Origin of the sequence: Leptolyngbya sp. FACHB-711, from assembly GCF_014695615.1 — a bacterium.
Taxonomy (GTDB): Bacteria; Cyanobacteriota; Cyanobacteriia; order Elainellales; family Elainellaceae; genus Leptolyngbya_A.
In genome coordinates this window covers 25,084-49,321 of sequence record NZ_JACJOR010000468.1, presented here as the reverse complement: position 1 = coordinate 49,321, position 24,238 = coordinate 25,084, and the positions used below count along the sequence as shown (strand labels likewise).

General features: G+C 51.2%; 22 protein-coding genes. 16 read left to right on the top strand and 6 right to left on the bottom strand.

Going from position 1 to position 24,238, the window contains the following annotated elements; all coding sequences use genetic code 11:
• From H6F80_RS21775 to H6F80_RS21755, 5 genes are all read left to right on the top strand, one after another.
• On the top strand, positions 1 to 635 hold a 635-nt coding region (locus H6F80_RS21775; protein ID WP_190793623.1), incomplete at its 5' end, for a CapA family protein.
• 111 nt (positions 636 to 746) lie between these two features.
• The gene (gene speE, locus H6F80_RS21770; protein WP_190793622.1) at positions 747 to 2,024 is read left to right on the top strand and encodes a polyamine aminopropyltransferase; all 1,278 of its coding nucleotides are present in this window, start codon (positions 747 to 749) and stop codon (positions 2,022 to 2,024) included.
• 371 nt (positions 2,025 to 2,395) lie between these two features.
• Positions 2,396 to 3,460, top strand: coding sequence for an agmatinase family protein (locus H6F80_RS21765; RefSeq protein WP_190793621.1), 1,065 nt, complete (start codon positions 2,396 to 2,398; stop codon positions 3,458 to 3,460).
• Between the two features lie 19 nt (positions 3,461 to 3,479).
• The gene (locus H6F80_RS21760) at positions 3,480 to 3,767 is read left to right on the top strand and encodes a hypothetical protein (RefSeq protein ID WP_190793620.1); all 288 of its coding nucleotides are present in this window, start codon (positions 3,480 to 3,482) and stop codon (positions 3,765 to 3,767) included.
• A 213-nt stretch (positions 3,768 to 3,980) separates the two neighbouring features.
• Positions 3,981 to 4,832 carry an Npun_R2479 family HD domain-containing metalloprotein gene (locus tag H6F80_RS21755; RefSeq protein ID WP_190793619.1) on the top strand — a complete coding sequence of 284 codons (852 nt, stop codon included), beginning with the start codon at positions 3,981 to 3,983 and terminating at the stop codon, positions 4,830 to 4,832.
• 221 nt (positions 4,833 to 5,053) lie between these two features.
• Here the strand turns inward: H6F80_RS21755 and H6F80_RS21750 are convergent, their stop codons facing one another.
• Positions 5,054 to 5,860, bottom strand: coding sequence for an ABC transporter ATP-binding protein (locus H6F80_RS21750; protein WP_518523628.1), 807 nt, complete (start codon positions 5,858 to 5,860; stop codon positions 5,054 to 5,056).
• Positions 5,850 to 7,163, bottom strand: coding sequence for a branched-chain amino acid ABC transporter permease (locus tag H6F80_RS21745; protein WP_190793618.1), 1,314 nt, complete (start codon positions 7,161 to 7,163; stop codon positions 5,850 to 5,852). Before H6F80_RS21745 ends, H6F80_RS21750 begins: the two co-directional genes overlap by 11 nt.
• Before the next feature lie 522 nt (positions 7,164 to 7,685).
• On the opposite strand from H6F80_RS21745, the gene H6F80_RS21740 reads away from it, so the two are divergent.
• From H6F80_RS21740 to H6F80_RS21725, 4 genes are all read left to right on the top strand, one after another.
• The gene (locus H6F80_RS21740; RefSeq protein ID WP_190793617.1) at positions 7,686 to 8,267 is read left to right on the top strand and encodes a thioredoxin family protein; all 582 of its coding nucleotides are present in this window, start codon (positions 7,686 to 7,688) and stop codon (positions 8,265 to 8,267) included.
• A gap of 39 nt (positions 8,268 to 8,306) precedes the next feature.
• Positions 8,307 to 9,389 (top strand): TIGR03032 family protein, encoded by a 1,083-nt coding sequence (locus tag H6F80_RS21735; RefSeq protein WP_190793616.1) that lies wholly within the window; start codon positions 8,307 to 8,309, stop codon positions 9,387 to 9,389.
• 184 nt (positions 9,390 to 9,573) lie between these two features.
• On the top strand, positions 9,574 to 11,703 hold the full coding sequence (locus H6F80_RS21730; RefSeq protein ID WP_190793615.1) for an FG-GAP-like repeat-containing protein: 2,130 nt from the start codon (positions 9,574 to 9,576) through the stop codon (positions 11,701 to 11,703).
• A 272-nt stretch (positions 11,704 to 11,975) separates the two neighbouring features.
• Positions 11,976 to 12,515: a photosystem I reaction center subunit XI gene (locus H6F80_RS21725; protein WP_190793614.1), complete on the top strand. Its 540-nt coding sequence runs from the start codon at positions 11,976 to 11,978 to the stop codon at positions 12,513 to 12,515.
• Positions 12,516 to 12,802: 287 nt separating this feature from the next.
• On the opposite strand, the gene H6F80_RS21720 is transcribed toward H6F80_RS21725, so the two are convergent.
• Positions 12,803 to 13,522 carry a response regulator gene (locus tag H6F80_RS21720; RefSeq protein ID WP_190793613.1) on the bottom strand — a complete coding sequence of 240 codons (720 nt, stop codon included), beginning with the start codon at positions 13,520 to 13,522 and terminating at the stop codon, positions 12,803 to 12,805.
• A gap of 385 nt (positions 13,523 to 13,907) precedes the next feature.
• Between H6F80_RS21720 and H6F80_RS21715 the strand changes: the two genes are divergently transcribed.
• The 3 genes from H6F80_RS21715 (at position 13,908) to H6F80_RS21705 (ending at position 17,705) form a co-directional block, all read left to right on the top strand.
• A complete protein-coding gene (locus H6F80_RS21715) occupies positions 13,908 to 14,339 on the top strand; it encodes a response regulator (RefSeq protein WP_190793612.1) in 432 nt (143 codons plus the stop codon).
• A 107-nt stretch (positions 14,340 to 14,446) separates the two neighbouring features.
• A complete protein-coding gene (locus tag H6F80_RS21710) occupies positions 14,447 to 15,862 on the top strand; it encodes an ATP-binding response regulator (protein ID WP_190793611.1) in 1,416 nt (471 codons plus the stop codon).
• A 670-nt stretch (positions 15,863 to 16,532) separates the two neighbouring features.
• Entirely contained in the window at positions 16,533 to 17,705 is a 1,173-nt protein-coding gene (locus H6F80_RS21705; protein ID WP_190793610.1) for a hybrid sensor histidine kinase/response regulator, read from the top strand.
• Between the two features lie 21 nt (positions 17,706 to 17,726).
• Here the strand turns inward: H6F80_RS21705 and H6F80_RS21700 are convergent, their stop codons facing one another.
• Complete coding sequence (locus tag H6F80_RS21700) at positions 17,727 to 19,598, bottom strand: serine/threonine-protein kinase (protein WP_190793609.1); 1,872 nt, start codon at positions 19,596 to 19,598, stop codon at positions 17,727 to 17,729.
• 115 nt (positions 19,599 to 19,713) lie between these two features.
• Positions 19,714 to 19,995 (bottom strand): Ycf34 family protein, encoded by a 282-nt coding sequence (locus H6F80_RS21695; protein WP_190793608.1) that lies wholly within the window; start codon positions 19,993 to 19,995, stop codon positions 19,714 to 19,716.
• A gap of 231 nt (positions 19,996 to 20,226) precedes the next feature.
• Between H6F80_RS21695 and H6F80_RS21690 the strand changes: the two genes are divergently transcribed.
• Complete coding sequence (locus tag H6F80_RS21690; protein ID WP_242067504.1) at positions 20,227 to 21,561, top strand: tRNA nucleotidyltransferase/poly(A) polymerase-related protein; 1,335 nt, start codon at positions 20,227 to 20,229, stop codon at positions 21,559 to 21,561.
• Positions 21,562 to 21,573: 12 nt separating this feature from the next.
• On the opposite strand, the gene H6F80_RS21685 is transcribed toward H6F80_RS21690, so the two are convergent.
• Positions 21,574 to 21,780 carry a hypothetical protein gene (locus H6F80_RS21685; RefSeq protein WP_190793607.1) on the bottom strand — a complete coding sequence of 69 codons (207 nt, stop codon included), beginning with the start codon at positions 21,778 to 21,780 and terminating at the stop codon, positions 21,574 to 21,576.
• Positions 21,781 to 21,821: 41 nt separating this feature from the next.
• On the opposite strand from H6F80_RS21685, the gene H6F80_RS21680 reads away from it, so the two are divergent.
• From H6F80_RS21680 to H6F80_RS21670, 3 genes are all read left to right on the top strand, one after another.
• Entirely contained in the window at positions 21,822 to 22,004 is a 183-nt protein-coding gene (locus H6F80_RS21680; protein WP_190793606.1) for an Asl3888 family RNA-binding protein, read from the top strand.
• A 547-nt stretch (positions 22,005 to 22,551) separates the two neighbouring features.
• Entirely contained in the window at positions 22,552 to 23,424 is an 873-nt protein-coding gene (locus tag H6F80_RS21675; RefSeq protein ID WP_190793605.1) for a DMT family transporter, read from the top strand.
• A 170-nt stretch (positions 23,425 to 23,594) separates the two neighbouring features.
• Complete coding sequence (locus H6F80_RS21670; RefSeq protein ID WP_190793604.1) at positions 23,595 to 24,149, top strand: universal stress protein; 555 nt, start codon at positions 23,595 to 23,597, stop codon at positions 24,147 to 24,149.
• The last annotated feature ends 89 nt before the right edge of the window (positions 24,150 to 24,238 follow it).

The following is a 24,238-nucleotide window of genomic DNA, read 5'->3' as shown; positions in this document are numbered from 1 at the left end:
AAACCGGGATGAAAGCAATCGGACAAAAAGGAAAAATTGTTTATACACCAGTGAAAGGAACAACGATCGCCTGGATTGGTTTTAGCTATTTCAGCGATCATAACTCAATGCACGATTTAGACACGGCTGCAAAACTCGTTCAGGAAGCCTCTCAAAATGCCAATCTAGTGATTATTTCGGTTCATGCGGGCGCAGAAGGCAGCGATCAAACTCGTGTAAGCGATCGAACCGAGTATTTCTTTGGCGAAAATCGTGGCAACATCTTGCAATTTTCCCGCTTCATGATCGATCAGGGCGCGGATGTGATTTTGGGTCATGGTCCCCATGTGCCGAGAGCGGTCGAGCTTTATAACGATCGATTGATTGCTTATTCACTCGGCAATTTTATGGGCTACGGAACGCTATCTACCGTGGGTGCGTTGGGCTATTCGATGGTGCTGCAAATAGAGCTAGATCCGCAAGGGGAGTTTATTTCTGGCAGAGTGCTTCCGGTCGCGCTCGATCGCTACGGTATTCCTTATCTGGACGATTATTTTCAGAGCGTGATTTTGGTGCGAAACTTGACGCGCAGCGATTTTCCAGAAACACCGCTGGTGGTTGACGAGATGGGCTATTTAGTACGAACCGATCGATAGACCCCCTTAGATAGATTTAATAAGAACCTGTTACTCTCTTCGGTCAAGGGGAATTTTCTACGGTAATATTAGAGGTTTGTGACTTTTAGCTTTTCCCAAGGAAGGTGATAAATGGAAGCACTGGGTAGACATCTTGTGATTGAGCTTTACCGCTGTGCCGCCGAAAAACTCAACGATGTAATGCACATTGAGCAGAGTATGATCGACGCAGCGAAAGAATCAGGCGCAACGGTTCTTAACTCTACCTTTCATCATTTTCAGCCGTTTGGTGTGTCGGGAGTGGTAGTGATTCAGGAAAGCCATCTGGCAATTCACACTTGGCCTGAATACGGCTTTGCATCGCTTGACCTCTTTACCTGCGGCGACAGTGTTGATACCTGGACGGCTTATCATTTGCTCAAGGAAGCGTTTGAGGCAGAATACGGCTCTGCAACCGAAATGTGGCGCGGTTCCTACCGTTTGCTTCAGGAACAGCAGAAAGTTCCGACTACTCCACTCACCCCTGCTCCTATTCCGATCGCGCCCCACTACAACCGTAATGTTTGGTTGACAGAGCGCAGTGAAGACTGTGCTTTTTCTTTGCGACATTCTGGCGATTTGCTGTATCGCAAAAAGTCGCCTTATCAAGACATCAAAATCTACCAGACCTACAAGTTTGGCAATACGCTCATCCTGGACGACATGATTATGTGTACCGAAAAGGATGAGTTTGTTTACCACGAAATGATTGCCCATGTGCCGATGCTGACCCACCCCGATCCCAAGCGGGCACTGGTGATTGGCGGCGGCGATGGCGGCACGGTGCGTGAACTGCTGCGGCACGAAAACCTGGAAGAAGTCGTCCTGGTCGAAATCGACGAAGACGTAATTGATTCTTCCCGGCAATATCTGCCGACAATCTCCTCTGCCCTTGACCATCCGAAGCTCAAAATTCACGTTGCAGACGGAATTGAGTATGTCAAGAACTGCGACGATCGCCGCTTTGACCTGATCATCGTTGATTCTACCGACCCGGTTGGGCCTGCGGAAGGCTTATTCAACGCGGAATTCTATCATCAGGTACATCGCTGCCTGACCAACGATGGTATTTTGGTGGCACAAAGCGAATCGCCGATGTTTAACGCTGCGGTGTTTCAGTCCGTGTTTCAGTGTCATCGCGATATTTTTGGCGCGGGTCAGGTGCATTCCTATCTGGCATACATTCCCACTTATCCGACTGGAATGTGGAGCTTTGCCTATGCCTCGAAAGGGAGTGCCCATCCGTTGAAATCGTTTGACACCGAACGAGCGCACCAGTTCTCAGAGCATCATCGGCTGAGATATTACAATGAAATGGTGCATTCTGCTGCCTTTGCCCTGCCGAACTTTGTGCGGGAACTGCTGGTGTAGCGAATTCCAAAGATGAATCAACCGTAGGGTGGGTTGGGTGTAGCCGCGATATCAATGATTGAATCTGGGTTACACCTTGAACGCTGTAGTAGGAGGAGGTTTGAGGAGTCGCAGGTGTCCTGCATTGTCCCTAAATCTCCCACGAATAAGGGACTTTGAGAGTCATAAAGTTAATTCGGTTTCCCAGCATTCGAGAGCTGGAGGCGGGTCGCAGCTACGACGTTTCAAACAATCCTCTCACAACAATTCGTTTACCCATCCTACGAATCACACACAATTCGATGCGATTCAACGCAAATTCAACATTCAACAAAGTTGTCTGCTGCGGTAAAACGATCGGTGGGCAGTAACTATCCTACTCATAACGTCCTATGGTCAACTTTGCTTCTGCGGATTCTGAAACATTGCTTGCTGGCTATGATCCCAACGGAGTGGGCAGCAAAACGGCAAATATTTTTGGCTTGCCCTATACGACCGAAACGGCAAAAGTGGTAGTTGTGCCGGTGCCGTGGGAAGTCACCGTTTCCTATGGAGCGGGAACCGCATGCGGACCTGCGGCAGTGATTGATGCCTCGACCCAGCTTGACCTGCATGACCCGGAAGGAATTCGGATCTGGGAAGTGGGCGTGGCGGCTCAGGAAGTGTCTGCCCAGTGGCTCGATCGCAACGATGCCCTTCGCACCAAAGCCACAGACTATATTGCTGCCCTAGAACAAGGCGAATCGCCGGAAGCCTGGACGGATTTGATCAATGAAATTAATCAAGCTTCGATCGACTTAAACTCCTGGCTGGAAACAGAAGCAACCAAGCTGCTCATGTCCGGCAAAAAAGTGGGAGTGCTGGGTGGCGATCACAGTTCGCCGCTGGGCTTGATGCAAGCGTTGGCAAAAATTTACGACGAGTACAGCATTTTGCACATCGATGCCCATGCGGATTTGCGAGTGGCCTATGAAGGCTTTGAATATTCCCATGCATCGATCATGGACAATGCGCTAAAGCTGCCCCAAATCAGCCGACTGGTGCAGGTGGGCATTCGCGATCTTTCTCCCATGGAAGCCGATCGCATCCAAAATTCAGCCGATCGCATTGTTCCCTTTTACGACTGGACGCTAAAAGAGCGGCTGTTTACGGGACAAACCTGGCATTTGATCTGCGAAGACATTCTCTCGAATTTGTCCGATACAGTCTATGTCAGCTTTGATATCGATGGACTCGACCCGTCGCTCTGTCCCCACACAGGCACTCCGGTTCCGGGCGGACTGCAATTTTCTGAAATTACCTATTTGCTAAAGCAATTAGCGCGATCGGGCAAGCAGGTCATTGGCTTTGATCTGTGCGAAGTTGCTCCTGGCACTAGCGAATGGAATGGAAACGTGGGCGCAAGGGTGCTGTATCGCATTATCAGCGCAATGATTCAGTCGCAGCAGCCGTATTGAGCAGTTCTGAGATAAATTCTTGATGGATTCTGATCAGTCGTTTGGCACAGAGCACAACTCCGAAGGAATCGCTGATCAGCTGATTGCCGATTTACGGTACGAGCGGCAGCTTGTGGAGCAGATCATTCGCGGCTGCATCGAGTATCGCTGGGCAGTGGGACAGGAAGAGCATGAAATCGCAGAGGCAATGATCTACAACGCCTTCGAAACCTACGCGATCGAGCGCGGAATTCCTCTGCCCCAAGCAGAAGCCTTTTGTGAGCAGCATCTCGATCGCCTGATTCAAATGGTGCAGGACATTTTGTGATGGATTCTGTTTAGGAAAAATCAAGGTAAAACTGTTGCATCAGCTCACATCTCTTTGTTTTTAGATGCGATAGGGTAACTATAGCTGCGATCGGCACCCTTCCTTTGGGCATACTAAAGCAACATCCAAAGCAGCCATTTGCTCGGTGGTCAGTGTTCGCTTATCTTGTTCTGCAAATCCTGTTTTCCCTGCTTCCCACGCCAAGAAACTTCCATGTTTAACGCCACAGAACTGCTGATTGATCACTTTGTCTCCCAGTTGAAGGAAGGCTATCGCCGCACCTATGGCGGTTGGAAGCACGACTACGAAGACATCATTGGCTGGGTTGGGGCAATGGCATTAGAGAACATTGCCAACAGCGACGCGCTTTACCACAATGTTGAGCATACGATTCTAGTCACGCTGGTCGGGCAGGAGATTTTGCGGGGGCGGCACATTCGTGAAGGCGGCGTGTCTTGCGAGGACTGGCTGCACTTCGTTATCTCGCTGGTCTGCCACGACATTGGCTATGTGAAAGGCGTGTGTCGGCAGGATCAAGAAGGCTGGTACGCAACCGGAAAAGATGGGGAAATGGTGCATTTACCTCCTGGTTCCTCGGATGCAGGGCTGACTCCCTACCATGTCGATCGCGCCAAACTATTCGTCGATGAGCGGTTTGGTGGACATAGCCTGATCGATGCCGAGCGAGTGAAGCGAAATATTGAACTGACGCGCTTCCCAGTACCCAAAGCCGAAGACCATCAGGACACCCTCAACTATCCAGGATTAATTCGCGCTTCAGACCTGATCGGGCAACTCAGCGACCCGCGCTACCTGAAAAAAATTAGTGCCCTGTTCTATGAATTCGAGGAAACCGGGGTGAATAAATCCCTCGGCTATCGGCATCCGGGTGACCTGCGAAAAAACTATCCCAAGTTTTACTGGAATGGCGTTTATCCCTATGTGAAGGATGGCTTACGCTATCTGGAATTAACCCAGCAGGGTAAGCAGATTATCGCCAATCTCTACTCGAATGTGTTTGTGGTGGAACACGAGCCCGTAGAGCCGGAACTCAGCGAAGCGTAGGCAGATTGCGGAACGGTGAGTAGGGCGATTGCCCCGTTAGGAAACTGCGAAGCGATCGCTACCTACCGATCGAAGCGGATGGCTGAGAAGCTTTTTGGTAGAGGTCTCAAGGGGTTGAGATTCCCCTAAATCTCTCCCGGTAATAAAAAGGGAGACTTTGAGAGCAGAGTTCGCGTTTCCTCGCAAGCGTAATGCTTTAGGACGGGTGGCACTCTCGTCTTCTACTGCCCTAGATAGGCTTCCAGCACCTTGGGGTCGCGCTGAATATCGGCGGGCGTTCCTTCGGCAAGATTGCGTCCTTCGGCAAGCACCCAGACTCGATCGCACAGCGACATAATCATGTCCATATTGTGTTCGATCACTAGAAAAGTCATGCCCTGCTGATTCCAGTAGCGGATGTAGTCGCAGATTTGGTTGATCAGCGTCGGATTGACTCCGGCAGCAGGCTCGTCCAGCAAAATCATTTTGGGGCGCACCATCATTGCACGGGCAATTTCCAGGAGTTTACGCTGTCCGCCTGAAAGTGACCCAGCATAGGACTGCGCCATATGCGATAGACCCACCGAGGCGAGAATTTCGCTGGCATATTCCCGCTGCTGTCGCTCTTCTTTTGCGGTTTGCCCCGGTCGCAGCCAGACGTTCCAGAAATTCTCCCCGGTTTGCTGCTGGGCTGCCAACAGCATATTTTCCATCACCGACAGGCGAGACAGCACACGGGCAACCTGAAAAGTGCGAACCAGCCCTTGCTGAGCAATCTTGTGGGACGGGAGCTGATGAATCGGAGAACCGTCAAAAATGACCTGCCCCTGATCAGGACGAATGAAATTTGACAGCAGGTTAAACAGCGTTGTTTTGCCCGCTCCATTCGGACCAATCAGCCCCGTGATACTGCCGGGAAGCACGTCGATCGACGCATTATCCACCGCATGAATACCGCCAAAGCTTTTCGAGAGCCCGTTTGCAGCTAGTAGGGGCGCAAAAGCCGTTGCCGATCGCCCCATCGATCGCTCCGAAAAATTATCGACCAAGGGTAAGTTCCTCCTTTTTGCCCAAAATGCCTTGCGGTCGCCAAATCATCAGCACCATCAGCAGTAGCCCGATCAGCATCACCCGAAATGCGCCCAGCCGGGCATCGTCCAGCGGCACAATGTCTTCCAAAATAAAGCGCGTCACCGTCTGATATGCCCAGAAGATTGCCGCACCTAGGATTGCGCCTGCATTGCTGCCTGCCCCGCCTAGCACCACCATTGTCCAGGCGTTGAAGGTAACGATCGGCTGAAAGTTATCGGGATACACCGTTGTTAGCTGCCAGGCATACATCGCCCCAGAAATTCCAGCGATCGCTCCCCCAATCATCAGGGATTGCAGCTTATACCAGAACACATTTTTGCCCAGTGCCTTGGCAACTTCCTCGTCTTCCCGAATCGCCTTCAAAATTCTGCCCCAGGGCGATCGCGCTAGCCGCTCCAGTGCCCAGTAAAGCAACGCTACAATCAGCACCGACACAAACATCAGCCCATTCTTCGGGGGATTGCTGCTGTAGTCATAAAGCGATCGAATCGCATAGCTCGATGCCCAGAGGCCCAACCCTGCAAGAATACCCGTCATCACAATCGTCAAACCGCTCGTCCAGGCAGGAAAGCGATCGGACATTTTCTTTGCCAGCCAGACATAAAGAGCGATGATTGCAGCCAGACCGACCAACAGCCCAATTCCCAGGATGATCGGCGGCAAAGCGTTCGAGAATTTGAGCTGACGGGCAATGATGCCGCTTCCATACAGCAGGAGAGCCAGCGACGTCACATAGCCCAGAGCGGCGATCGACGTATTCACCAGCGCAGACTGCGGGATCGACTTAAGCTGCTGCCGTAGCCACTTCCAGCCCTGCCAGTAGCTCAGCGCAATCACGCCGCCAAAAACCGCGACCATCAGCACCCGCACAGGCAAACTCGGATTAACTCCGGCAAGCGGCAGGGCAAACCGCTGAATCCCAAACGTGCCCCGCGTCAGCCAGTCTTCATTCACCGCAACCAGCCGGATTAACTCAGAGACACCGATCGTCACAATTGCCAAATAATCCGTTCGAAGCCTCAGCGTCGAAAAGCCGATTAATAGTCCCAGTAAAGCTGCTATTGCCGCACCCGCTAGCGTTGCCACCCAGAGCGGCACACCCTGAAGCGTCAGCAGCACAGTCGTATAAGCACCGATCGTCATAAAGGCAACGTGACCAAAGTTAATTAGTCCGGTATAGCCCCACTGCAAATTCAGCCCTAAGCTGAAAACGGCAAAAACGGCAGCGAAAATAATCAGGGAAACAATAAATCCTTGCATAGGTAAAAATGGCAGGCTCGCGGTGCGAAGGAATTCCCCCGGAGGGGTTGCTCGAAAAGTATTAGAGGTTCTACACGCCTCCTCAAGGGGTTAACTTTGGGAGACTTTGGAGTCTGAAGGAGGTCTAAGTTCCCCTAGAATTAGGAGACTAGCGGGCGGTTGAAGTTGCAGGGATAGCTCTTTCAACATCTCTTCGATCGATGAAACACTCGAACTAAATTGCAAGTTTTTAAGTTCAGACTAATTCCTTATATTGCCTCTCACTTCCCAATTTTGGAAGAAATCCACCCTCTCAGTTTTGAGATTCAAAGTTCTCCAAAATTGAGGGATTTAGGGGGAAACGTAGAATCTCTGACACTTCTCCAGCGGTTTTCAACAAAGAAATAGCCATCTAAAAATCCTGATTTTAAAGCAAATTATTGGAAGTTGTCTGAACCGTTGCGTATCGTTGTAGTGGACTGTAACAAAGCTGGTTTCCCTTCACAATTCACCCGAAAGCAGGAATTAGCAAAAGGACTCTTTATGGCACTCACTGCATCCACCATGCTTGCCCTTGGCACAGCCGCCCCCGCCTTTGCTTTGCCCAATGTCGTATCAGGCGAAATGACTAGCCTCGATACCGTTCAGGGTAAAGACGCACTGCTGGTTATGTTTATCTGTCGCCACTGCCCGTTTGTGAAGCATATTCAAACCGAGCTGGCAAAACTGGGGCAGGACTACGCCAATTCTCCCTTAGGCATTGTGGCAATCAGCGCAAACGATGCGGCAAGCTATGCTGACGATGCGCCCGATCGCCTCCAGCAAATGGCAGTCGAACTGGGCTTCACTTTTCCATTCTGCTATGACGAAACGCAGGAAGTCGCGCAAGCCTATACCGCCGCCTGTACACCCGACTTCTTTTTGTTTGATGCCAATCGTCAGCTTGTGTATCGCGGACAGCTCGATGACAGCCGCCCCAGCAATGGTTTACCTGTAACCGGGAAAGATTTACGAGGGGCGATCGAGGCAGTGCTGGCAAAACAGCCGATCGCTTCTGAGCAAAAGCCAAGCATTGGCTGCAATATCAAATGGAAGCCGGGAAATGCCCCTGCTTATTTTGGCTAGTATTTTGTTTTTGATCCGTCGATCGCCCCAATCCTTGAAATGCCTGATTCACCGAAGCCGCAAGCTTTACCCGTTCAGATTCTCACTTCGCGCAGCTTTGCCGATTGGCTTAGAGAGCAAAATTTCAGTCTGGCAATTACCACTTACCAGAGTTCTCGACTGCTGCTGATCGGGCAAAATCCGAACGGAGGTGTTTCCGGGTTTGAGCGGTTATTTGAGCGGGCGATGGGGCTATTTGCGGTTGGCTCTGAGCGGCTTTATCTTAGCTCTCGCTATCAGCTCTGGCAGTTTGATAATGTGTTGCAGCCGGGACAGGTTTACAACGGCTACGATCGCCTATTTGTGCCGCGCATTGCCTACACGACGGGCGATCTGGATATTCATGATGTCGTGGTCGATCGCACTGGGCGAATCTTGTTTGTCAGTACCTTACTAAACTGCATCGCCACGGTCAGTTCCCGCCATAGCTGTGTGCCGCTCTGGAAGCCGCCGTTTATCTCTCAGGTGATGAATGAAGATCGCTGTCACTTAAACGGGTTGGCGTTAGCAGAAGACGGAATGCCGGGCTATGCAACTGCTTGCAGCCAGTCGGCTCTTGCAGAAGGATGGCGCAACGATCGCCAGAACGGGGGCTGCGTGATTGATTTGCGGACCAGTGAAATTCTCTGCACTGGGCTATCAATGCCCCATTCGCCGCGCTGCTATCGAGGAAAACTTTGGTTACTTCAGTCAGGCACGGGCGAGTTTGGCTTGGTGGATCTCCAGACCGGGAAGTTTGAGCCGATCGCCTTTTGCCCCGGATATTTACGAGGCTTAACATTTTTCGGGAACTTTGCGCTGGTAGGCTTGTCTAAAGCTAGGGGAGATCGCACATTTTCTGGATTGGCGTTAGATGAACAGCTCACTCGCAACCAGTTACAAGCAAGCTGTGGCGTTCTGGCAATCGATCTACAAAGCGGCGAAATTGCTCATTGGCTGAAGCTCGAAGGCGTCGTAACAGAACTCTATGACGTTCAACTTTTGCCCCAGGTGAGGCGATCGATGGCGTTAGGATTACAAACCGACGAAATTGCTCAAATTTTGACGTTAGAACCTCTTACCCCTCTATTCACTCAACCTTAAATTTTTCTTCCTCATGGTTCTTCAAATTGATATCCGCACTTTAGTCCCCGGATAACTAAGAACCAGTTTCTCTAACTGTCTACGATTCTTCAGGATTCGTTTTTCAAAATGTTAAGACCGAGCTGCGACTTTTGTTAAAGCTCGTCCTTATTTTCACTTCATCACGTTTGAGGAGTAAAGTATTATGGCTATTGGCACAAATCCTTTTCCGCTTCAATTTAACGGTGCCGCAAATTCTCCCGTTGGTACACAGCCGCTCGATGTGGTGACAGGCGACTTTAACGGTGACGGCAGACTAGACCTGGCGGTGACAAATAGCAATTCGAACAGCGTTTCGGTGCTGCTGGGCACAGCGTCAGGCACATTCGGTCCCGCCAGTTCTTTCATAGTTGGATCTGACCCTTACGCCCTGACTGCGACTGACATTGATGGCGATGGGCGTTTAGATCTGGCAGTTGCTAATCGAGGCAGTAACACTGTTTCGCTGCTGCGGGGCACGGGAACCGGAACCTTCACGGCGGCGGGAAGTACCCCAGTTGGCGCAGGACCAATTTCGATCGTCTCAGGAGACTTTAATGGCGATCGTCGTTCTGATTTGGCAACGGTGGGTTCTAGCTCAAACTTAGTGACCGTTCTGCTGAACAACCCGGCAGGCGGCTTTGGCATCCCAAACAACTTTGCGATCGGCGTGAATCCCACCTCAGCGATCACGGCTGACTTCAACGGCGACGGCAAGCTGGATCTGGTCACCACAAACGCTGCAACAGGCGGTTCCACTCCACCCCCCGCAGGCGCAAATGCGATCGCGATCGCGCTGGGGCGAGGCGACGGTACGTTTGGCGAAACTGTTACCTTTGCCACGGGAACCGATCCCTTTTCGCTTACCGCAGGCGACTTTAACGGTGATGGCAAACTGGACGTGGCGACGGCAAACTACGGCTCCAATAACGTCTCGGTGCTGCTGGGCAACGGCGCAGGCGGATTCAACCCTGCCACAACAGTTGTCCTTGGAATCGGGGCACTTCAGCCCTACACGATCGCCAATCAAGATGTCAATGGGGACGGCAAGCTGGATCTGATCACGGCAAACAGCAGCTCTAACGCCCTAGATGTGCTGCTGGGCAGAGGTGACGGTACGTTTAACCCCCCAATCGCCCTGTCGACTGGACCTCGATCAGAACCGAATGGACTGGCGATCGGCGACTTTAATGGCGACGGCAAACCTGACCTGGCAACGGCTACCTTTGGCACAAACAACATTGCCGTTTTCCTGAACCAGACAAGCCTGATTTCGCTAAATGATGCGACGAAGACGATCGACGCTTCGCTGGAGCGGCTGTCTTCGATCACGGTTGACCTGGCTGCTGGAACGCTGGTGCTCAACAGCACTCCCCCTGCCAATACCAATGTCGCGGGCTATCGCAATGTCAACGGCACAGAGGCCAACGACACGATCGGCGGCAGTGCCGAAGCCAATATTCTCGACGGCAAAGGCGGCAATGACACGATCAATGCGCTTAGCGGCAACGATATCTTGATCGGTGGGGCAGGCAACGATGCGCTCAATGGCGGCGAGGGTAATGATAGCTATAGCTTTACGGCAAACACGCCCCTGGGCAGCGATACCCTGACAGACGCCGCCGGAATCGATACGCTCGACTTCTCGACTTCGACTCAGGCAATCGCGATCGAACTAGGCATTACCTCAGCTCAGATAGTGAACCCCAACCTGACGCTAACCCTGAACGCCGCAAACCAGATCGAGAACGGCATCGGCGGCAGCGGTAACGATCGCATCGTCGGCAATTCCCTCAACAATACGCTGGTCGGCGGCGCAGGCGATGACAATCTGAACGGTCAGTCGGGCGATGACAACCTGCTAGGCGAGGCAGGCAACGATACGCTGGTCGGTGCAAGCGGCGAAGATGATTTGGTCGGCGGCAGCGGCAATGACATTCTGCGGGGCGGCAATGGCGAAGATACCTTTATCTTTGACATCGGAAAAGCCTTTAACCAGGCAGAAATGGGTGTGGATAGGGTGCGCGACTTTAAGCGAAATCTGGATCAAATTATTCTCGATCGCACCACCTTTACTGAACTGGGGCGGCGGGTTTCGTTTGAGTCGGTCGAGCGTCTACGGCAGGCAAAACGCAGCGACTCGCTGATTACCTACATTCGGTCAACCGGCAACCTGTACTACAATGCAAACGGTTCTGATGCAGGATTTGGCGGCGGTGGTCTGTTTGCCACGCTGGATAAACCGACGCTAGCAAGCCGCAACCTCAGCACAGGCGATTTTGCCGTACGAGCATAGGTACGAGCATAGGCCTGTAGGGGCATAGCGCAGCAGCGGTTAAAAGTTACTGTTGCAGTCCCCCTTTCCTGGAAAACCATGGTTTTTGGCGAGAGGGGGATTCATCGTTTTTCTGAGCGGAGAAGGAACAAAAGAAAGAGAATCCTTGAGCGAATAGACAATCTCTCTTTTTGCCGATGTTTGTAGATTGCTTCTGTCGCTTAAGAAGGAAGATTTCGTCGTTAAATCTCCTTATGATTAGCCCCAACACTAAATACAAGCAATAGAAAACTATGGTGCAAGCAATTGAATCGATCGATCGCTCTAAAGATCGTCCCCGTGATCCGCGCAATCAGGAAGTCGTTCACCCCGCTGCCAACAATCCGCAGATTGGCAACCTGGAAACGCCAATTAACGCCTCACCGCTCGTTAAAGCCTACATTAACAATCTGCCTGCCTATCGTCAGGGTTTGTCCCCACTTCGCCGGGGCTTAGAAGTTGGTCTGGCACACGGCTACTGGATTGTTGGACCCTTTTATGAGTTCAACCCGCTCCGCGATACTGAAGTGGGCGGAACCGTTGCCCTGCTGTCTACGCTCGGCTTGATCGTCATCTCCACCCTGGCAATTTCCCTCTACGCCTCCAGCATTCCTCCCCGTCCGGTTGCGACGATTACGACCCCCAATCCCCCCGCAGACTATTTCCAACCCGAAGGCTGGAATGAATATGCAGGCGGTTTCTTCCTCGGTGGAGTCGGCGGCGCGCTGTTTGCCTATGGCATCGTCTCTAACATTGATGTATTCTCGAATATCCTGCATCTGCTCGGACAGTAAGCTGGCTTAGCGGGTCACGCCGAACAAGCTTTAGAAAAACAAATCAGCATGAAGGTAGACCTGAAACAGAGCATTGTTAAAGGTCTACTTTTTTGTATGAGCGAATTTGTATGTGCGGATCGCTAAGCTAAGCGTTTCTGCCTGCTTTAATCCTTACTGCAACAGCAGAAATTGAAGCAACGCCCAAAAAAGAACCTGCCCTTTGCAGAACAGGTTTATGGGTCAGCAAGTTTTTGGAGTTTTAGCTTGGAGCCGTTTCGACGCAAGCAGGAAATGGAATGGACAAGCTAGCCGATCAAACCCGATCGCAGCGCAAGCACGGCTGCCTGAGTTCGGTCATCGGCACACAGCTTGTTAAGAATATTCCGAACGTGAGTTTTTACAGTTCCAACAGTGATGTAGAGCTTTTCGGCGATCGCGGCGTTGCTGCATCCGGCAACAATTAGCTCCAGAACTTCCAGTTCTCGCTCCGTCAGTGGATAGCTTTCTAGAATTTGCTCGTATTCTGGCTCGACTGCGCCGATCGAAACTTTCTTTAGTTCCTCATTGATGCCGCCTGCCGGACTTGCCTGCCGGACTTGACGAAGAACGATCGTCGCGATCGCTGGATCGATCCAGGAGTTGCCGCCGTAGGTTGCTTTGAGAGCCTCTGCCAGTCGCTCTGTGCTGATGTCTTTCATGCAGTAAGAATCTGCTCCTGCGGCAAATGCTGCCAGAACGGATTCTTCGCTATCATGCATGGTCAGAATCAAAACTCTTGTACCGTTGTCTTCATGCTCACTTTGAAACTGACGGAACTGCCGGGTTAGCTCAATGCCATCCATGTCGGGCAAGCCAATATCGACAATGGCAACGTCAGGATTCGCGTTTTCCAACAGCTTTAAGCCTTGAGAGGCATTTGCTGCTTCACCAATCACTCGAATGCCTTCATAACGTTGAAGGGCAGTTCTGAGACCCACACGAGTAAGATCGTGATCTTCAACCAGAGCGACAGAAATTTCACTCATTGCTAGTACCCGTTACGATGCGTCAAAAGTTCTATTGAATAATCTGAATAATCACCAGTATGGACGATGGAACTGGAGTTTGCGTCCATCAGGAGAGGTAATATTTTCTGCGATGAGGATAAACCCTATTCTCGGGGAAATATAGCGTTTCTCGCTTTGAGTCAGGCAACTGGTCTGTCTAATGATTCTGTCTAACGCTCTTCAGCGCGCTACTGCCCGCTCGGGTGTAAATATGAGCTGCGACAGTTTGAACTTCCTAAGTTTACTTTCATTAGTGGAAAAACTCACTCCTGTGGTTGAAGCCGGGGATCGCCTGCTGTGGCTATTCTTAAGCCAGTTACAAAAATTTATATTCTCCTTCAAATAATCCTAAAGCAAGCGCAAAATGTACGATCGCCTGCTGAACATCCTGCTTGTAGAAGATGACGAAGTGGACGTAATGAACGTTAAGCGCGCTTTTAAAAAGCACAATATCACTAATCCACTTTATGTCGCTGGGGATGGAATCGAAGCTTTGGCAATGCTGCGTGAAAATGGCGATCAGCCTTTGGCAATTCCGCTAAAACGACGACTGATTCTACTGGATTTAAATATGCCCAAGATGGGAGGTATCGAGTTTCTGCACGAGCTAGGGTCTGATCCAGCACTACGTCCACTGTCCGTTATTGTATTAACGACATCAAATCAAGATCGCGATCGCGTTGAAGCATACAATCTCAATGTTGCAGGATACATTCTCAAGCCTGTAACGTTTGTCAATTTTGCAGAAACAATGATCGCGCTCAGTAAATACTGGGCACTCTGCGAACTGCTCTGAGTTACAGGTTAAAGAGCGGTGATTCAGGAGTTAACGAGCTTTTTTTGAGCAGTTTTGCTACAAAAGATAGCGCTCTGGACAACATAGAGGCTGGCGGAATACAGGCTATGGATGATGCTCTTAAAATTTTAATTGTTGACGACGATGAAGTCGATCGAATGGCTGTGCGACGTGCCCTCAAAAAAGCAGGTTTAGCAGCAGAAATCGTAGAAGTTTTAGACTGTGTTAGCACTCTTACCGCCCTTCAAGCTCAGCCGTTTGACTGCGTCTTTCTAGACTTTCGCCTGCCCGATCGAGATGGACTGACCCTGATTCAAGAAATTCGTCAGGCGGGCATCAAAATTCCTTTAATTGTGCTGACTGGACAGGGCGATGAACAAATTGCAGTCGAGTTGATGAAAGCTGGCGCGTCAGACTATCTCGCAAAATCTCAAATTTCCCCTGAAAGACTATCCCATATTCTTCGCAGTGCAATTCGGATTTATCGTGCCGAAATGGAGGCAGCTTTAGCTTATCAACAGCTTCGAGAAAGCAACGAGATTTTATTGCGTCAAAATTTTAGACTAGAGCGGCAGCAGCAGCAAATTCAACTGCAAAACCTACAGCTTTTAGAAGCGTCACGGCTAAAATCGCAGTTTCTCGCAACCCTGTCTCATGAACTGCGAACGCCTATGAATGCCGTGATTGGCTTTTCGCAAATGCTGCTGCGAGGAAGCAAAGGAACGCTCACTGCTCAGCAAACTGACATGACCAAGCGCATTCTCAGTAATGCAAAGCATCTCCTCTCCCTAATTAACGAAATCCTTGATTTTTCTCGCTTTGAGTCAGGACGACTTGAACTTCATGCAGAAGAATTCGATTTAGCAGAAGTGGTTCATGAAGTGGTTGCCGAGCTACGATCGCTGGCACAAACAAAGCAACTCAATATCACGGTTGAGATTGATCTAGCGAATTGTCGAATTGTGAACGATCGGGTTCGTTTGCGGCAAATTCTCAGCAATCTGCTTTCAAACGCGATCAAATTCACACCCGCGGGGGAGGTGCAGGTGCAGGTGGAGGGCGGCGCGATAATTGAAAGATCTGAAATTAAAAAATCTGGAACTGAAAGGTCTGAAATTAGAAGATCTGGTGTCACACCAAAGGAATTATCCGATGGATTCGCCAGTCAATCTGCAAATTATTCGGCAGCAGAACGAATTTTTATTGCCGTTAGCGATACCGGAATTGGAATTGCACGCGCCGATCTTGAACATATTTTTGAACCATTTCGGCAGGTTGAGCAAACGATTAGCCGCAAACATTCGGGCACGGGATTGGGCTTAGCGATTACCCATTCCCTTGTGCAAATGATGCAGGGAAACATTACGGTTGAAAGCAAAGAAGATAAAGGGTCAATCTTTCAGGTTGATCTTCCCAGAACGATTAGCCCGATCTACTCTACCGAGCGAGCAATGCCCCAGCAAGAAGCGATCGCCCAGTCTGTTGTTCCAATAAAGCCTGAAAAGACGCTTCAAAAGAAATAGTTGATGACAACAGAATCCTGACGGATGGACAATCATACGCTTAGAGCCTGCTGGCGAAGCGAAACACGCTTTAGGATACTCACTGTTCTTACTGTTCTTAAATAGAATTAATCTCAGGGAGAATCAATCTAAAAGTAGATTATGCTTATCATTCCAATTCTCAATCTGCTTCTCACTTCGATTGGAAGATTAATATCATCTCTGATTCATTGAATCCCGTTCCTTCCGAAGATAGAGAAAACTCTAACCATTTTGAATGAAACTATAAGATAGTAATAAGCAAGATTAAGAGCAGAGCGAGTTGCTTTAAAGGAGTAAAACAAGATTCGCAAATAAACTTAACTTCCAAACGCAACCTTCCCGCCCCATCTTGACACCTAACCTCGAGCGATCTAACTAAAAGCCTATGCCAAAAGACAGATTCAAAAGAGATAAGCCTGGTTCTCTATCTTGATGCGGATGAATTTCTAAGGCATTTGTGGGTGAATCTTTACGAGCTTATGCGTTTACTTGAGATGCAGCCCGCTTAACAAATTGCCTTAATAATTGTCTTATAAGGTTAAGTAGCCAATCCAGAATAGGCAACTAGGCACAATTCTGGTCAGTTGTTTAATATTGCTACTGATAAGAAAATTTTGTTGTGTCTTTATCATTTAGTACAAGAGCTACCATGTCACGAACGCAGCCTTCTAGAATCGATCGCATCCTGGCAGTGGACGACTCTCAAGACAACCTGTTTCTGGTTCAGACGATTCTGGAAGATCGAGGATATGAAATTAGTCTGGCGGAAGATGGGCGAACTGCCCTGGAGATGATCGCAAAGTCGCCGCCCGATCTAATTCTGCTGGATGTGATGATGCCGGGAATGGATGGCTACGAAGTTACTCGGCGCGTTCGGCGCAACACACGCTTTATCCCGATCCTGCTGATTACGGCTCACGAACAGTCCAGCGTGGTGGAAGGATTGGACGCTGGAGCCGACGACTTTATTCGTAAGCCTGTGGACGTGGACGAACTGCTAGCACGGGTTCGATCGCTGCTTCGCCTCAAGCACAGTATTGATGAACGCGAACAAATGGTGCGCCAGCGCGAAGATTTTGTCTCTCGTCTGACGCACGATCTCAGAACGCCGTTAGTGGCTGCTGATCGAATGCTGAACCTGATGAAAGATGAAGCCTTTGGAACCGTCTCGAATGACATGGTAGACGCAGTATCGATCATGATCCGCAGCAACAAAAACCTGCTGCAAATGGTCAACACGCTGCTGGAAGTGTATCGCCATGAAGCTGGACAAAAAGCGTTAATTTTCACCTCGATCGACTTAAAACCGCTCATTCAGGAAGTGGCACAAGAGCTAAAACCCTTGGCAGAAGATCGGGGGCTGAAATTCCAGCTCGATATCGATTCGCTGCCGCCTGGCTCCAGTGTGGTTTCTGCCGATCGTCTAGAGCTACAGCGCGTCCTCACTAATCTGGTGGGAAATGCAATCAAATTTACCGACCAGGGCTTTGTCGGCATTCGCCTACTCGATGCGGGAGAACTTGCCCTGCCCGAAGACCCGATCGACCCAGGTGAGTATGAGGTTCAAGACGTTCCCCTGTTACCGAGTGAACCTCAGACGAAACACTATCTGGCAATTGAAGTTTCCGACAGTGGCTCTGGCATTTCTGAAGCGGACCAGGAAACTCTGTTCCAACGCTTCCGTCAGGGCGAACACAAGCGGGCGGGCAGTGGGCTAGGACTGTATCTATCCCGACGCATTATTGAAGCACATAGCGGCAAAATCATGGTTGAGTCCATCCCTAGCAAAGGCAGCACCTTCAGAATCTACCTCCCCACCTAACTCACTTATCCACTCACCTACTTACCCACTCCTTTCCCACACCCTCGCCACCTCATCCGCACTTCCGCTCACCAGCAACGCTCCGTCTGGCGTAAAGCCGATCGCATTCACCGACCACGGATGGGATAACGTTGCCAGTCGATCGCCTGTGCGAATGTCCCAAAGTTTCACGGTGCTATCCTCGCTGCCGCTGGCAAACATGGCTCCGCCGGGATGGACCTGCAAGTCATTGAGCTTGGCGCGATGGGCAGCAATGACCTTCACCTGTTCCGCGGAATGGCGATTCCAAAGCTTGATTGTGCGATCGCTGCTGCCGCTGATCAAAGTGTTTCCCGTGGGAGAGAGGGCAAGGGCAGTAATGCGATCGGCATGACCCCGAATCTTTTTCAGCAGTTCGTCGGTTTCAAAGTCCCAGAAACACAGGGTTTTGTCGTCGCTGCTGCTGATCAAAATTCGCTCGTCGGGCGTTAGGACAAAGCCGCTAATTTGCCCTCGCTGCTGCTGAAACTGACTGATCAATCGCCATCGCTCCAGATCCCAGAGCTGAATCAGCCCATCTCGATCGCCGCTCACCAGCGTTAAACCATCGGGACTCAAGTGCAGTGCTGTAATTCCCCAACCGTGTCCGGGCAGGGTGTCGAGCAGGCGCAGGGTTTCCAGAGCCCAGAAGTGAATCGTGCCGTCATCACTGCTGCTGATCAGGGTCTGCCCATCGGGATGAAACACCAGATCGGTGATGCGATCGCGGTGTCCCACACCAGACCAGAACGATCGCCCCAAAAAGCTGTACAGCCGTTTGCCCGTCGCTAAATTCCACAGATAAATCGCCCGATCGCTGCTGCCTGTTGCGAGCAGAGTCCCAGAGGGATCAATCGCCAAGGCAGTCAGTTCGCCTTCGTGTCCTTCGAGCATCTGCACACAGTTCCATCGCTGGCGATCGGGCTGAAGGGTCCGGGTTGCAGCAGGCTTTGCAGAAGGATTTGCCTCTATTCTTAAGTCCTGTAAAACTTCGCTGGCATGGCGATAACGTTGACGAGTTGCCTTTTGCAGCAGTTTATCCAGCACGCGCCGTAGTTCCAGGCTGATCGGCTTCGGCAAATACGATCGCCACACCCACGCATCTTCGCTCACCGAATACAGATCAAATGGGTGTAGTCCGGTTAACAAATGCACACAAGTCACGCCCAGACTATACAAATCGCTGGAAAACTCGGCTTTACCCATTGCTTGCTCTGGAGCCGCATAACCCGCACTGCCGATCAGCGTACCGGTTTGCTTGCTTCGATCGCCTGCGTTCAGCTTGGAGGCACCAAAATCTACCAGAAATAGCTGCTTCTGAACTGAATTCTTTTCATCATACGGATCATCAGAGGGACGGATAATATTGCTGGGCTTGATGTCGCGGTGAATCACTTGGCGATCGTGAATAAACCGCAGCACGGGCAAAATTTCCGCCAGCAGCGATCGAACCTGCGCTTCTGCAAAAGTCCCTTCGGTTTTCAGGACTTGCTCCAGCGTTTGTCCATCGATCAATTCCTGAACCAGATACAGCGCGTCGGCTTGCTCAAAATGCGCCAGCAGTGCCGGAATTTGGGGATGCTGTCCCAGCGATCGCAGCCGCTCAGCCTCCTGACGAAACAGCTCGATCGACTGCCGGGATTCGGGAAGAAGCTGTTTGATGACGCATTGCGCCAACTGCTCAGGCTGCTCTGAAGCCGACTGAGGTAGGGATTCATCAATTGCTAGCAGGGTTCGCCCAAATCCGCCCTGTCCAATTACCCGCAGTGCACGAAATCGGTCGCCCAGAAGCAGCGGTTTGCCGCAATTTTGGCAAAAGCGATTAGTTCCAGCAGTTTCAGCATTGGGGCAGGCAAAGTTCAGGCAATAGCTCATTCAGCTAAGGATCACGGGAGACGCTTTCTCTATCCTATTCATCTGCCCATTGAAACCAACAGCGTGGAGCCGTAGCGCGTGCAAGCGGAAATCCGATCGGAGAAATAAACTTAAGTCACGTTGGCACAAGCTCACCGGGGCGCAGGCGCGACCATTTGCCCATTTCTCGCTTAAAGCTGGCGCATCCTACCACATCATACTCAAAGCCAAAGTCACCATCCTGAACAATGCGATCGCCTTCTATTCGCACTTCAGGCGGGTTAATGTTAGCGTTAATTTCCGGGTTGATGGGATCAAAATCAGGAGACTCAGTCAGGTGGGGCTGCTGATGCGCCTCTTCTACCGCATGATAGGTAATGCAGCGATCGACATAGTGGCAGTTAACGCAAATACACATCGCCCTTCCCTCCCTTCGGCAGCAGGATACAGGTTGAATCTCCTTTTCTGCTACTCTAGCTCAAGTTGCTAGAAAACCGATGCGATTTAAGACGGATGTTTCAAAATGAAAAGGAGGAGTTTTAGCAGCACGCTGTCTTTTCGAGCAGTTTTTGCTGAGATCGATCGCCCTTCGTTTCCCTATCTGTCTTGCTCCTGTTTTTGATGTCTAGTTGTTTGGATTGACCCATTTTTGAATTACTTAGAACTTTCGCCCAGCCTGCTTCAGCAATCTTTCCCTGTGACGGCATCTGTTTTATCGCCTCAAACCTGGCCCTTTAGCCTCGAATGGCTTCCTGCGTCCACCTATCTCGTTGGCGGCAATGTGCGTGACGCGCTGCTTGGTCGCCAGGTGGAGTATCTAGATCTGGATTTTGTCATGCCCGAAGGAGCAGTCCAAACGGCAAAAGCGATCGCTAAGCACTACCATGCGGGTTTTGTTTTGCTGGATGCCGATCGGCACATTGCGCGGGTCGTGTTCGATCAGGCAACGGTTGATTTCGCGCAGCAGGTGGGAGATCGGCTAGAAGATGACTTGCAACGACGTGACTTTACGGTCAATGCGATCGCCTACAATCCCTACACCGAGCAATTGCTTGATCCCCTGCACGGATTTGCAGATCTTCAGCGTCATCTAATTCGCATGGTGGCTCCCGAAAACCTGAAGGAAGACCCCCTGCGTCTTTTGCGGGCATATCGTCAGGCAGCACAGCTCGACTTCACGCTAGAACCCGAAACCGAACAAACGATCCAGCAGCTTGCCGATTTACTGGGAACGATCGCTGCTGAGCGCGTTCAGGCAGAGCTAAGCTATCTGCTCAGCACCGCAAAAGGCACTGCTCTGCTGGTGCGGGTCTGGCAGGATGGGCTGCTTTCCTCCTGGTTGCCGCACGCGACGGGGCGGGGGTTGGCATGGATCACCCAAATCGACCGTGCCGCGATCGAACTCGATCGGCGCTGGGCAGATCAGGGTCTAGAAGTGCTGGGCTGGTTTCGAGATCAGCAGCGGTTGTCGGGCACGGGGCGAAGCTGGCTCAAGATTGCAAAGTTGGCATGCCTGGTTGCCCCTGACCTAGAACTTGCCGAGCAGGAGCTCTGGCAGCTCAAATACAGCCGAGCCGAGGTGCAGTCGGTGCTGGCAGTCCTCAAGAGTTTTGCCCTGATCCACCCAGACTCGATCCAGCCCGATCGGTTGGCTCACCTGTTAAAGCGCGATCAGTATGTGCTGTTTCGCAGTATTGGCGCAGCGTTTCCGGCTCTGGCAGTTTTAGCAGTTGCCTCTGGAATTCCACAAGAGACGATCGCCCCCCTGATCCAACGGTTTCTAACCCCCGATGACCCGATCGCCCACCCTAGCTCGATCGTTACCGGGCGGGATCTGATGACGACCCTGCACCTTCCTGCCGGACCCCAGATCGGCAAACTGCTCGAGATGCTTCAGATGGCGCGGGCAGAAGGCAAAATTGCGAGTCGTGAAGAGGCTCTTGCCTTTGCAGCACAGTGGGTGTCTGAGGGGGCAGGTGTCTGAGGAGGTGGGTGTCTAAGGAGATTGCTGCAAATGCTGAGGATGAAGCTGGAATGTGAAGCCGTTCTCCTTGGCGAAGTCGCGCCCATGCCGCTTGCCGGAACTGATGGGCAAATCGACTAGCCCTGTCAGCTTATGGTAGAATGGACTCTTTGTGGAGACTTTTAGCAGCAGTTCGATCGGGCAGTTCGAAATCAAACTCAGCCCGTTTTGAGTCTTCACACCCTAGGTCTTCACATCGTTGTTATTCCACGAGGTTGAGAATGGCTAAACGCCGAAATCAAAAAAAAGAAAAAGCACTCCGTAATTTGGCTTACGCCCGTAAGTTTCGCAAGCGCACCAATTCAGGACGGTTTGGTAGACGACGCATGGGTGGCGGTTCGCAGGAGAATGATGAAATGGAGCGGGATAACTCCAATCAGGAAGGGGCTGCCGAGGTCGAATAGGGCAAGCGGCTTGAGCCAGTTGACTCGCCAATCTCCTCAACGATTCGGTTTTTCAAATCCTGGTTTTTCAAACTCAGACAGGGAGCGATCCGGATCGCTCCTTTGTTTTTTATGTGTAGTGGGCAACTCTGCCTAACATTAAGATCTGCGCTTAGCATTAGATCTGCTGTGAAAAAGACCCGTTTTGAAAAGACCCGCTTTGAAAAGATTTGCTTCTCTTTGAAAAGACCCGCTTTGAAAATAGGGCGTTGCTGAATCGAAGGATGAAGACACAACTTGAGACCCTGCATCGCCCCCTAAATCCCCCAAGGTTGGGGGACTTTGAGGATCAGTTTCCTCCAAAATTGGGGGGGCTAATCATACTCCAATTCAGCAATGCCGAAAATAGAAGTCTAGCTGGGTGATTGAGTGGCAGGGCGAAATGATAGGGCAAAGTGACGGAGTGAGGTAACAATTTCCCTTGCATCGATCGATTAAGCCTATCTTCTCCTGGTTTACCTGGGGAGTTTCTTTTTAAGATAAATGAGCTGATATTCGCCAATCGCTCATGAACTTTGGCTTACTGCTGATCTGCCTTGCCGCCCTTTCCTGGGGCACAACGGGCGCAACGATGGTGCTGCTCTCCAGCGTGACTCAGCTTAGCCCTTTAGTGGTAGGGTTTTGGCGATTAGCGATCGCGTCTCCTTTTTTGCTGCTGCTGGCGCGTCAACAGGGAAAGCTGCGGGGCTGGCGATCGAGGTCTGAGTTTTTGACCTATGCCGGACTGGGGCTGACGATGGCAATTTATCAGGTGTGCTATTTTTGGGGCGTTTCGCTGGCGGGAGTAGCGGTGACGGCTCTGGTGGCAATCTGCTCTTCGCCCCTGTTTATCACGATTCTGGCAGTGACGCGGCTGGGAGAGCGGCTGACAAAACAGCTCAGCGTAGCTCTGGTGCTGGGATTGATCGGGACTGCGCTGCTGGTGGCAAACCCTGAAGCATTCACAGTGAACGGCAGCCGCTTTTTGATGGGGGCACTGCTGGCACTGGGCGCCGGGCTTTCCTACGCGATCGGCTCAATTATTGCCAAGGTGGGAGTGGCGACGCTGGAGCCGTTACAGGTTGCTGCGGTGAGCTTTACGATCGCTGCCATTTTGCTGACCCCGGCAATTTTGCTCACGCCGTCGCTGCCTGCTCTGGCGGCGGGAATGCCGTTTTTACTGTATCTGGGACTGGTTCCTACCGGGATTGCCTACGCGATCTATATGATCGGTCTGCGCCGAACTCAGGCAACGGTTGCGGGAATCGCTGTTTTACTGGAACCGTTGACAGCAACGCTTTTGGGAGTCGTGGTGTTTCGGGAAGCCTTTGGCGGGTTGAGCGCATTGGGGGCACTGCTGCTGCTGGGAGCAATCGGGCTTCTTAGCGTCCGGCGTTCTTAGCCCTGTTTCTGATCAGCCCTGCCCTGATAAGCCTTGTAACAATGGCGATCGTCGCGATTTCACTTGCGCTAGGGTTTGAGTAAAGGAAGCCGTTTGTCGTTCAAGTTATTGCTCTATCAGTTATTGCTCTAACAGTTATCGCTCTGAGTTATTGCTAAGGGGGACGCGAAATGAGTTTCAAGCGAATTTTAGTGGCGATCGATCATTCGTTATTGAGCCAGAGTGCCTTTGACCATGCGCTGGAATTAGCTAGACAAAACCAGGCGAAGCTGATGCTGTTTCACTGTGTGACTGCCGATGTGATGACGCTTGTGCCGCCGCTCCCTGGCGAGATGGGCGTTTCCCCCGAAATCATGCACCAGAGCTATCAGGTCGAATCGCTGCGCCTCTCTGAGCAAACTCGTCAGGTGCAAGAGCTGCTATATCACTACTGTCAAATCGCGCGGCAGGCTGACGTTTCCGTCACCTCTGAGTACCGCATTACAGAACCGGGAGAAGGGCTGTGTCAGGCAGCAAAACAGTGGGGCGCAGATTTGATCGTCATGAGGCGGCGCGGCAGATCAGGACTTACTGAAGCAATTTTGGGCAGCGTCAGCAATTATGTAATGCACCGTGCCCCTTGTGCCGTTCTCGTACTTCAGCCCAATACAGGACAATCGCCCATTCAGGAAACGATGAATGGCAAAGCAGCACGGACAGTCAACGAAGCTGCCGTTGAGGTGTAAGGGGTTGCGCGATTGAGGGAAGGAGAGCTGGATCGGGAATCCCTCTACCCGTTTGGGAGAGGGATTTAGGGTAAGGGCGCGAGCCTTTA

Excerpts from the sequence above, each read along its gene's own strand:
- H6F80_RS21710 (WP_190793611.1), top strand. The coding sequence starts at position 14,447 with ATGGATGATGCTCTTAAAATTTTAATTGTTGACGACGATGAAGTCGAT.
- H6F80_RS21675 (WP_190793605.1), top strand. The coding sequence starts at position 22,552 with ATGAACTTTGGCTTACTGCTGATCTGCCTTGCCGCCCTTTCCTGGGGC.
- H6F80_RS21720 (WP_190793613.1), bottom strand. The coding sequence starts at position 13,522 with ATGAGTGAAATTTCTGTCGCTCTGGTTGAAGATCACGATCTTACTCGT.
- speE (WP_190793622.1), top strand. The coding sequence starts at position 747 with ATGGAAGCACTGGGTAGACATCTTGTGATTGAGCTTTACCGCTGTGCC.
- H6F80_RS21740 (WP_190793617.1), top strand. The coding sequence starts at position 7,686 with ATGGCACTCACTGCATCCACCATGCTTGCCCTTGGCACAGCCGCCCCC.
- H6F80_RS21670 (WP_190793604.1), top strand. The coding sequence starts at position 23,595 with ATGAGTTTCAAGCGAATTTTAGTGGCGATCGATCATTCGTTATTGAGC.
- H6F80_RS21715 (WP_190793612.1), top strand. The coding sequence starts at position 13,908 with ATGTACGATCGCCTGCTGAACATCCTGCTTGTAGAAGATGACGAAGTG.
- H6F80_RS21695 (WP_190793608.1), bottom strand. The coding sequence starts at position 19,995 with ATGTGTATTTGCGTTAACTGCCACTATGTCGATCGCTGCATTACCTAT.
- H6F80_RS21745 (WP_190793618.1), bottom strand. The coding sequence starts at position 7,163 with ATGCAAGGATTTATTGTTTCCCTGATTATTTTCGCTGCCGTTTTTGCC.
- H6F80_RS21700 (WP_190793609.1), bottom strand. The coding sequence starts at position 19,598 with ATGAGCTATTGCCTGAACTTTGCCTGCCCCAATGCTGAAACTGCTGGA.
- H6F80_RS21680 (WP_190793606.1), top strand. The coding sequence starts at position 21,822 with ATGGCTAAACGCCGAAATCAAAAAAAAGAAAAAGCACTCCGTAATTTG.
- H6F80_RS21725 (WP_190793614.1), top strand. The coding sequence starts at position 11,976 with ATGGTGCAAGCAATTGAATCGATCGATCGCTCTAAAGATCGTCCCCGT.
- H6F80_RS21705 (WP_190793610.1), top strand. The coding sequence starts at position 16,533 with ATGTCACGAACGCAGCCTTCTAGAATCGATCGCATCCTGGCAGTGGAC.
- H6F80_RS21735 (WP_190793616.1), top strand. The coding sequence starts at position 8,307 with ATGCCTGATTCACCGAAGCCGCAAGCTTTACCCGTTCAGATTCTCACT.
- H6F80_RS21765 (WP_190793621.1), top strand. The coding sequence starts at position 2,396 with ATGGTCAACTTTGCTTCTGCGGATTCTGAAACATTGCTTGCTGGCTAT.
- H6F80_RS21730 (WP_190793615.1), top strand. The coding sequence starts at position 9,574 with ATGGCTATTGGCACAAATCCTTTTCCGCTTCAATTTAACGGTGCCGCA.
- H6F80_RS21755 (WP_190793619.1), top strand. The coding sequence starts at position 3,981 with ATGTTTAACGCCACAGAACTGCTGATTGATCACTTTGTCTCCCAGTTG.